We start from the raw sequence: 10,012 nt of genomic DNA, 5'->3' as shown, positions 1-10,012 counted from the left end.
AAACCTCCAATGTGGTGTATAATAGAAGCACCACAGTGGAGGTTTTACAATGGCAAGAAAGAAACGCACCCCGGAAGAAAATGCCCGCAGGGAAAAAAGCAGAGAGCTGCTGCAGATGGCGAACATCGGCAGCATGGATGACATTCAAAGCCAGTTCAAGGAAAACGATTGCCGAATTCATGGGAAACGGCCTCGATGCGGAGCTGGACGACGAACTCGGCTGCAGCAGGTACGGCTATAAAACCAAGGACACGGACAACAGCCGGAACGGGCACAGCAGCAAAACGCTGCGCACCGGCTTCGGCGATGCGGAGATATCCGTGCCCCGGGATCGTAAGGGTGAATTTGAGCCTCAGGTGCTGAAGAAAAACCAGACCGGCATCAGTCAGGACATCGAGGAGAAGATCCTGTCCATGTACGCCAAGGGCATGACAACATCGGATATTGAGGTTCACATTCGGGATATCTGCGGCGTAGAGGTATCTGACACAACCGTGAGCCGTATTACGGACAAGATTCTCCCCATCGCAAAAGAATGGCAGCAGCGGCCGCTGGAAAGCGTCTACGCTGTGGTTTTTCTGGATGCCATCCACTACCATGTCTGCAGCGAAGGGCAGATCGTGAAGAAGGCAGTCTATATCGCCATTGGCATTGATCTGGACGGCAGGAAAGACGTTCTGGGCATGCGGGTCGGTGAAAATGAAAGCGCCAAATACTGGGCAACGGTACTCAACAGCCTGAAAAACCGCGGAATTGAGGACATTTTCATCGCCTGCACGGATAAATTTGACCGGGTTTTTCACTGCCATTGAAGCCGTATTTCCCAAAACGGAAATCCAGAACTGTATCATCCATCAGCTCCGAAATTCCAGCAAATATGTATCCTATAAGGACATAAAGGCGCTCATGGCAGACCTGAAGGCGGTCTATGCCGCAGTCGATGAGGCTGCTGCGCTGGATGCTCTGGATCTCTTTGCGGAGAAATGGGACAAAAATACCCGAAGATCGCCCAGTCCTGGCGGGAGAATTGGCCCAACCTGAGCGCTTATTTCAAGTACCCGCAGGAGGTGCGCCGCCTGATCTATACGACCAATGCAATTGAGGGCTTCAACCGGCAGCTTCGGAAAGTAACCAAGGCAAAATCGGTATTCCCTACGGACGACAGTTTGCTGAAAATGCTGTATCTGGCCATGATGGATATTACGAAGAAATGGACAGGAAGGCGGCAGCAGCTTGCGCCGCTCCCGCCTTAACATTATTTTGCTCTATTTTGCACCACGATTCAGCGTTTACACAGAATTTGGGATTGCCCCTGGCAACTTTTTAGCCATTGCACGACTTCTTCTTTTTTTATACTGACGCCGGAAGTGATACGTAATTTTACGAGTTCACTTTCTGCGTCTTTTTTTGTGCCTCCAGAAGATCTGCGCGTGCGTTAATTTTTTTAATTACAGCATCGTTTGTAGTGCTTAATAACGAATCAACATACTTGTCAAGTTCGGCGTCAAGGCGTTTGATGGCTTTTTCGTATTCTTCGATTTTGCTTTCTGAAAATTCATCGCGATAGGATTCTACAATTTGCTCGGCAATATATTCTATACGCGCTGGATCCAAAATATATGCTATCGTTTGTTCTACTACATACCATTCAATGAAATCTTTCTTTTCGCTTTTCTTCTGGCAATCTCTATTTTTCTTTTTTCGGTGGCAAGTATAGTAATAGTATCGTGTCCCATTGCGGCCTGTTCCCATATCACCGGTCATTAAATTGCCGCAATAGCCGCAAAATAACTTCCCGGTCAAAATATAATGCACGTCGTCCAGCTGCTTTTGGCCGCGCAATGCCCGATTTAATTCGGTTCGATCGGCGCACTTTTGAAAGAGTTCATCACTAATGATGCGAGGGCACGCCCTCGCGATTTCCCCGTTGTATAAATACTTCCCTGTGTATACCGGGTTGGATAAAATATGCCGCAAAGCATTAACGAAAAACGGCTTACCGGACTTTGTACGATAGCCTTTTTCATTACAGATTTGGCAAATATCTGTTTTGGATACGGCTACATAAAGCGCGTTATGCAAGCCGGAAAAGCGAATTCCATTGCAATTGATGATGCCGGATAGCTATAGTAAACACGGTTCGACCTTTATTCTATTCCTATCATTTTTGAATGCTTTGTCTGGAACTCTTACTCTTATAGTATCTTTCTAATGGTTTTTTGCATTCCCAGCGCGTTTCTCCGTAGACAAAAAATATATATAATTTTTCAAAAAGTGGCCATGTAAATTACATTTATGCTTTGAAATTGATTTAAAACAATAAAATAGCACACAATAATTTTAAAAAAACAGGAAAATATCTATTGACAAGGTATTTTCTGACATATATAATTAACTCAACAAATGTAATATTACATGAAACGTACATTAATTTAAAGGAGGCGCTATTTTTGATAAATGTTGGGATTGCAGGATGTGGATCTATTGCGAGGTTCCGGCATGCTCCAGAATATCTTGCAAATCCGGAATCAAAAATTGCTGGATTTTATGATCCTATTTCGGAGCGTTCCGAAGCACTCTCTCGAGAATTCGGCGGGTGCGTATACGCAAGTTATGATGATATGCTAAAGGATCCTAATATATCAGCAATTAGCGTTTGTTCAGCAAACACATTTCATGCACAAATGACGATTCAAGCATTGCAGGCGGGGAAACATGTCCTTTGCGAAAAACCACTTGCCACTAGTTCGAAAGATGCGGAAAAAATGGTTGAGGCTGCTAAAAGTAGCGGATGCTATTTAATGGTTGGTCAAAATCAGCGATTTCATCCAGCACATAAAAAAGCCAAAGAGATTTTGAAGGTAGGAGAACTTGGAAAGGTTCTTTCTTTCCGTACGGGGTTTGCGCATGCTGGTCCGGAGACTTGGAGTGCGGATAAAAGCAACAAGACATGGTTCTTTGATAAGTCGAAAGCTTTTATTGGTGCAATGGGTGATCTGGGAGTACACAAGCTTGATTTGGTCCAATGGTTAATTGGTGAACCAATAACAGAGGTAATGGCATTGGTTACTACAATAGACAAGCGGGACTCTTCTGGAGATTTAATCTCTGTAGATGATAATGCTCGCTGTATTTTGAAAATGCCCAGTGGAATTATTGGAACCCTTTCTGTTAGTTGGACCTGCTACGGAGAAGAAGAAAACGGAACGACGATTTACTGTGAAAAAGGTGTTATGAAAATTTTTGAAGACCCTGATTATTCTATTACAGTAACAAGCCGTAACGGAGATAAAACTTTTTATCAACTCGGAAAGATACAGACAAATGAAAGTCAGAGCAATTCCGGTGTCATAGATGCGTTTATTGAGTCCATAATAAAGCAGCGTCCGCCTGAAATCTCTGGTGAAGAAGGATTGAAAACATTACGTGTAATCGAAGCTTGTTTGTATTCCAGTCAGATTAAACAAAGCGTTTTAGTTAGATAACTTTTTTATAATGTTTTAATATTTTATATTAAAGACTATTTTTTAATGTGTATACTTTTATTAACTAAAAGGAGGAAAAACAATGATTAAACTTGGATGTGCAACTTGGTCGTTTTCAAAACCGCATTACCAGCCGCCGTATCATGAAGCAATTGAGATTATTGGAAAGATGGGATTTGAAGGTCTCGAAATGATTGCTTTTGAAGAACAGGATTTGGACACCTATTATACGGATGATACGATTCGTGAGTTGCGAAAAGCTTATGAGGCGTATGGGATGGAACTGACGGAGTTTGCTGCTTACACGCCGATTATAGAAGGTCTTTCAAGCCTTGATAAGGTAGAAAATCAAAAGGCAATTGATATTTTTAAAAAGTCCACAGATGTAGCATACAAGTTAGGGTCCCGCGCAATGAATCTTGTTTCAAATTGGGTAAAGATAGCATGCCCAATCGATTATCCACCAAGTTACTATAATCCGTTTGTTAATGGTGTTAGCCGTGCCACCCCTAAATGGAAAATGGATATTCAAAAAGGCGATTATGAACTGATTTGGGAGAATTATGTTGAAACACTCTCGAAATGCTTAAGTTACTGCGAAGATGCGGGTATGGAGTTCTATATGGAAGGCCATGCGAATGTTATTGTCGGAAATTCAGATGCGATGCTGCGGCTGTTTGATCGGCTTCCGTCATCAAAATTTGGTGTAAATTTCGATACGGCTTGGCATCTTATTCAGCGTGAATATCCATCTTTAGCACTTCGAAAGCTTGGAAATCGTGTTAAGCATTTTCATATGCGTGATGGCGACGGACTTGTCGACTATAATTTGCCTTGTGGAATGGGAATTATTGACTGGGTCGATGTATTTGAGACGTTGAAAGATATTGGGTTTGACGGTTATTGTTCCTTTGAGGTCGGAGCTTATAATGATATGCCGAAGTATATCGGGATGGCGAAAGCTTATATTGAAGATGCGATGCAACAAGCCGGCGTTCGCTGAGTTGTTTCATGAAATTTTATTTACGGACACGAAAGGGGTACACTTATGAAAAAAACATTTATCGTCGTTTTGTGCCTTTGCCTACTTATAGCAGCATTTTCAGGATGCAATCAGGGTGGAAAACCCTCTGAGGCCTCTGGGACTTCAGAAAACGTTTCCTCTTTGTCTGAAACCCCAGATTCACAGTCTAATGAAGAAAAACCTGACAAAATTTCAGTTATCTCTGGTGCTGAGCCAGCACCGGCATATGAAATTGTAGCAAAAAAATATAAGGAAACCTATGGCGTTGAAGTTGAAATGATCGTTGATGCCTATGATAATATTCGCAATAAGATTATTACTGCTGCCACCAGTGGTTCCACGGAAGATCTCGGGCTACTTGACACAGTTTGGCCTGCCGAATTTTTGGCCGCCGGAATTGCTTACCCACTCAATGAATTCATAACAGAAGAAAAGATCAGTCAATTTGTTCCTGTTAGCATTGATCAATTAACAGTTGATGGCAAGGTAATGGGATTGCCGTTCATGAACGATACAAAGTGGTTGTATTATAATGACGCCTTGTTAGAAGCAGGGGGATATGAAAATCCGCCTGCAACTTGGGAAGAAGCAATCGAAATGTCCGAAGATCTTGTGAATCAGGGTCTTGTAAAGTATGGAACGGCTTGGGGTGCCAGCCAGGCAGAGGGCCTTGTTTGTGATTGGGCTGCCTTGGTTTGTAGTTTTGGCGGTAACTGGTATGATGAAAGCGGGGAATGGGCTCTGAATAGTGAAAATGCAGTAGATGCCCTGACAATGATGACGGACTCTTTAAATAATGGATTTGCTGATCCGGCATCCATCACTTATTCTGATCGGACAGTTTTAAACTCGCTGATGGTCAAAGATATTGCCTTTACCCTAAACTGGTCCTATGCATGGGGTGTTACAAACAACGATGAAGAATCAAATGTTGTTGGAGATATTAAAATTGGTTTGGTCCCCGGAAGCAAAAAATACGGAACAAAGAGCGGCAGCACACCCGGCGGCGGTGGACTTTGCATCCTTCAAAATTCTGATGCAAAAGAGTGGGCGTATAAATTTTTGGATATGATAACTGAACCGGATTTCCAGGCTGAATCTATTGAAATAATTTCAAATGTGCCGGCCATTGCCTCCGTTTTTGAGGACAGTGCTGTTTTGGAACAATATCCATATCTTGCAGACTGTGTGCCGCAGTACGAGTTTGAGATGTTCCGTCCGCAGGTAGCGCAATATAGCGAGTGGTCAAATATTATGCAGCAAAATCTACATAGCGCCTTGACAGGTGCGGCCTCTCCGAAAGATGCGCTCGATAAAGCACAGCAGGAAGTAACAGCACAGATTACAGAGTAACAGAGAATAGGTTCTTCTTCTGCATAGATATTGCGAGTTGCAGAAAATACGAGCCGGAAGTGAAGGAGAAAATTGGTTCATGCGGAATTTTCACAACCGAATGCTACGCAGAGAGATACGAGAGGGGACATTTGCTTACCTTATTATCACTCCTGCGCTGCTCTTGATCTTGGGATTGGTTCTTTATCCAATTGGTTATGCAATTTACATGACGTTTTTTAAAACCGATCTTTTGAAAGCAGGAAATGAATTTCTTGGCCTTCAGCAATATGTGGCTGTTCTTACCGACAGGGCGTTCTGGTCCTCGCTTGGAATAACCGTCTACTTTACAGTTCTTTCTCTGATTGTGCAGACGATATTAGGAATTGCGATTGCACTTTTATTAAACTTGAAATTCAAAGGCCGCGGCATTATGAGGGGGCTTGTATTAGCCCCCTGGGCCGTGCCTACTGTAGTTAACGCGCAACTCTGGGGATGGATTTATCAAGCGAGTTACGGCGCGTTAAACAAGATTCTTTTGAAAATCGGTTTGATTAGTGCACCGGTTGTTTGGCTTGGTACGGCAAATCGAGCGCTGAATATGATTATCCTTGCTGATACTTGGAGGATGACCCCGCTATATGTTGTTATGTTTCTCGCAGGTCTACAAACAATTTCTCCGGATTTGCGGGAGGCAGCGCTGATTGATGGGGCAGGATCCTTTAAACGGCTTAGGTATATTATTCTGCCGCTGCTTCAACCAATGATGTTTGTCGTGTTGATCCTTCGAACGATGCAGGCACTTCGCGTTTTTGATATTGTTTATCTGCTAACGCAGGGTGGACCAAACAGCGGAACCATGGTTATCAGTTATTATGCATATTTTAAGACTTTTAAGGCTTTGGATTTCGGATATGGGTCAACAATAGGCCTGATTGTAGCAATTCTTACCATCATGATCTGTCTGCTTTATAAGCGTGTTTTACAACATGAGGACAGCTATTAAAGCAAAGGGAGGGAATTTTGTGAACAGTCATTTTTTTAAAAGAAGTTCATTGTCTGTTTTAAAATATGCGGCGGTTATTCTTTTGTTTGTCTGGACAGTAGCGCCACTCCTATGGATGTTTATTTCCAGTGCGAGTGATACAAAGTATTTGATTGATGTCGAAGGCAGCTTTCTTCCTCCAGAATATACCTTTTCTCGCTATCAGAAGATTTTTTCTAATGCGCCTGATAGTGGTATAAAATCACAAGCAGAAGTTTTTAAGGTTGCAATTGGAAATAGTTTGATTGTTTCGATTGCTACGACAGTTGTCTGTCTGTTTTTTGGTACACTTGCGTCTTATGCATTTGCTAGATTACGCTTTAAATTTCGTGATCATTTATTACTGCTTTGCCTTTTTGCGCAGATGTTGCCGGCAATATCTTTGGTTGTTCCCTTGTTTTTTATTTTAAAGAAACTTCAAATGAACGATAAGTTAATTTCATTAGTTCTGGTATATACGTCTTTTATTCTTGCTTATGTAGTCTGGATCCTTACAGGTTACTTTAAAACAATATCAAAGGATTTAGAAGCAGCAGCTCGGATTGACGGATGCAGCCGATTGGGTGCGTTTATCCGAGTAGTTGTTCCCGTATCAGGTCCAGGGTTTGTTGCTGTGGGCGTATTAGCCTTCCTTATGGCGTGGGATGAATTTCTCTATTCATTAATTCTGATTAATTCCCAATCAAAGAAAACGATCCCGGTTGCAATTTCTGAATTTGTTGGACAGTTTGGCCTTGATTATGGGATGATGATGACTGGCGGATGTATTGCAACAGTGATTCCACTCGTACTTGCCTTGATTTTTCAACGTTGGATTACGATGGGAATGACTGCGGGCGCGATCAAAGAATAAACAATTTGATAAAGAAAGAGGGTTATTAACTATGAAAAAATTGAAAATAGGCTTGGTCGGTTGTGGAGCAATTGCAGAGTTTCAGATGGATGCTTTAATGAAGGTCGAAGCTGCAGAATTAAAAGCGGTCTGTGACATGCGTCTGGATCTTGCTGAAGCAATGGCAAAAAAGTACGGCGTAGCAGAAATTTATACAGATTATGCAGAAATGCTGAAGAGCGACATCGAAGCAGTTATTATCTGTACTCCTAATTTTGCGCACTGCCCAAATGCGATTGATGGTGCGAGGGCGAAAAAGCATCTTTTGGTTCAGAAGCCTTTTGCAATGGACATGGATGAGGCGGAGCGGATGGTTAGTGCTGCAAAAGAAAATGGCATCATTATGCAAGCTGCATTTTTTGAGCGGTTTTGTGGATCTCTTCAGAAATTAGATGAGATCATCCATAGTGGAGAAATTGGACGACCGCTTGTAATCCGTACGCAGATGTCACATACTGGAATTGATAAATTTTGGCATCCAAAGACAGAATGGTTTCATGATAAAAAGAAATCTGGTGGTGGTCCGCTTGGGGACCTTGGCGCACATCATTATGATGTTATTCGCTGGCTTTCGCGAAGCGATCCAGAAACAGTTTCTGCATCAACGCAAAGTTTGCTTGAAAATGGAATTGAGGATAATGCTTCTATTACATTAAAAATGAAAAATGGAATGATGGCGCAGTGCTTTATGAGCTTTACAACTGTTGGACCAAAAAATTACGCTTATGAACGCATCGAAATTTATTGTGAAGAAGGAACTGTGATTTATAATGCTTCCGCAAATGGTGCGCCGGGAAAAATTCTTATGACAAAAAAGGATAGCATAGATTTTGTTGAAGTTCCCTATGAGAATGTTGATCCGTGGGTGGGGTTGGAGAGCCATTTTGTTGATTGTGTATTAAATCATAAGACACCAGTAACTACAGGTGAAGATGGAAAAATCTGTCTTAATATTATTAAAAAAGGATATGCCTCTGCAGAGTCCGGAAAAGTTATGAAACTATAGAGCAATATGATGACGCAGAGAAATTCTTCTCTGCGTCATCAATCTTAATAAATCTAAGAAAGCGAAAGGGTTGGAACTTTTATATGTATTTAGGTTTTTTAAGTGTTTGTTTAGGAGATATCTCTTTTGAGGAAAAAGTCAAATGGGCTGCAGAAAATGGATTTCATGCAATGGAAGTTGGCTGTTGGCCGACTGAAAATCAGCGAGATTATGCTTCGTCAGATCTGAGTGTTTCGGGAAACCTTGAAAAAGAAGCAGCACGCGTTCAGAATATTTTGGATTTATATCAGATGAAAATTACTTCGCTTGCTTTTTATGATAATAACTTAGATGCAGATTTAGTGCGCAGAAAGCGCAACAATTTACATTTGCTCCGTTGTATTGACCTTGCCGCATTACTTGGCGTACCGACTGTTGGAACTTTTATAGGAAAAGACTATACAAAATCTATTGAAGAAAATTTTACTCTTTTTGAAGAAATTTTTCATCCGATTGTTGCTTATGCCTTTGAAAAAAAAGTAAATATTGTTGTTGAAAATTGTCCAATGGAAGGATGGCAACAGCAAGGTGTTCCAGGAACTATTTCTTTTTCTCCGGAATTATGGGAAGAAATGTTCCGTAGAATTCCGGAAAAAAACTTTGGTCTGAATTATGATCCGTCTCATATGTATATTATGCAGATGGATTACTTGTCTCCCATTAAAACGTTCCGTGATCGGATTCTGCATGTCCACGCAAAAGATGCATGGATTGATAAAGAAAAACTTTCTTATTATGGCACATATAATCGTCAGCTTAACAGGAAATTGACAAACGGGTATTGGAACTGCAGAATGCCCGGAAGGGGAGGTGTTGACTTTGAAAAATTTATTTCTGAATTAAAGGGAATTGATTATAACGGCGTGATTAGTATTGAACATGAAGATCCGGATTTCGAGGGAGATTTGTGCCTTGTAAAAAAAGCGCTTCTTATGGCACAAGATTATCTTAAAAAATGGATTTGATTTTTTAGAAAATAACCTTTTAGAATTGTAGGTTTGTCAAACAAATTGGACAGCGAACTCGGAGGGAGAGAGCCAGCGGATGGATCTCATGGGTAAGTTGTTAGAGCGGCGATTGTAAACGGCAAGTTGCTTTGCGAAATCATCCAGAGAACAGAAAGCGCGGCAGGAGTAAAAATGCTTCTGATCCTCGCGGTGGCTGCGCTCGACCTTGCCGTTGCGGCGCG

8 protein-coding genes and 2 pseudogenes are annotated in these 10,012 nt (G+C 41.7%); 8 read left to right on the top strand and 2 right to left on the bottom strand.

The window, feature by feature from the left end:
- Positions 1–49: 49 nt before the first annotated feature.
- Positions 50–1,253, top strand: a pseudogene (locus IAG03_RS13580) (IS256 family transposase).
- 127 nt (positions 1,254–1,380) lie between these two features.
- Here the strand turns inward: IAG03_RS13580 and IAG03_RS13575 are convergent.
- On the bottom strand, positions 1,381–2,082 hold the full coding sequence (locus IAG03_RS13575; protein ID WP_249320620.1) for a recombinase family protein: 702 nt from the start codon (positions 2,080–2,082) through the stop codon (positions 1,381–1,383).
- Positions 2,083–2,450: 368 nt separating this feature from the next.
- Between IAG03_RS13575 and IAG03_RS13570 the strand changes: the two genes are divergently transcribed.
- From IAG03_RS13570 to IAG03_RS13540, 7 genes are all read left to right on the top strand, one after another.
- Positions 2,451–3,485, top strand: a complete 1,035-nt coding sequence (locus IAG03_RS13570; RefSeq protein ID WP_249320619.1) for a Gfo/Idh/MocA family protein — start codon at positions 2,451–2,453, stop codon at positions 3,483–3,485.
- Positions 3,486–3,567: 82 nt separating this feature from the next.
- A complete protein-coding gene (locus IAG03_RS13565) occupies positions 3,568–4,488 on the top strand; it encodes a sugar phosphate isomerase/epimerase family protein (RefSeq protein ID WP_249320617.1) in 921 nt (306 codons plus the stop codon).
- Between the two features lie 45 nt (positions 4,489–4,533).
- On the top strand, positions 4,534–5,862 hold the full coding sequence (locus tag IAG03_RS13560) for an extracellular solute-binding protein (protein WP_249320615.1): 1,329 nt from the start codon (positions 4,534–4,536) through the stop codon (positions 5,860–5,862).
- Between the two features lie 79 nt (positions 5,863–5,941).
- On the top strand, positions 5,942–6,847 hold the full coding sequence (locus IAG03_RS13555) for a carbohydrate ABC transporter permease (RefSeq protein WP_249320614.1): 906 nt from the start codon (positions 5,942–5,944) through the stop codon (positions 6,845–6,847).
- 19 nt (positions 6,848–6,866) lie between these two features.
- On the top strand, positions 6,867–7,739 hold the full coding sequence (locus IAG03_RS13550; protein WP_249320613.1) for a carbohydrate ABC transporter permease: 873 nt from the start codon (positions 6,867–6,869) through the stop codon (positions 7,737–7,739).
- A 31-nt stretch (positions 7,740–7,770) separates the two neighbouring features.
- Positions 7,771–8,784, top strand: a complete 1,014-nt coding sequence (locus tag IAG03_RS13545; RefSeq protein WP_249320612.1) for a Gfo/Idh/MocA family protein — start codon at positions 7,771–7,773, stop codon at positions 8,782–8,784.
- 83 nt (positions 8,785–8,867) lie between these two features.
- Positions 8,868–9,788 (top strand): sugar phosphate isomerase/epimerase family protein, encoded by a 921-nt coding sequence (locus tag IAG03_RS13540; RefSeq protein WP_249320610.1) that lies wholly within the window; start codon positions 8,868–8,870, stop codon positions 9,786–9,788.
- Between the two features lie 36 nt (positions 9,789–9,824).
- Here IAG03_RS13540 and IAG03_RS13535 read toward each other — a convergent pair.
- Positions 9,825–10,012, bottom strand: a pseudogene (locus IAG03_RS13535) (IS481 family transposase); the annotation flags it as partial.

The organism is Yeguia hominis, from assembly GCF_014384705.1.
Classification (GTDB): Bacteria; Bacillota; Clostridia; order Oscillospirales; family Acutalibacteraceae; genus Yeguia; species Yeguia hominis.
Note: the sequence above shows the minus strand (reverse complement) of the source record. Positions and strands in the feature narration are given on the sequence as shown.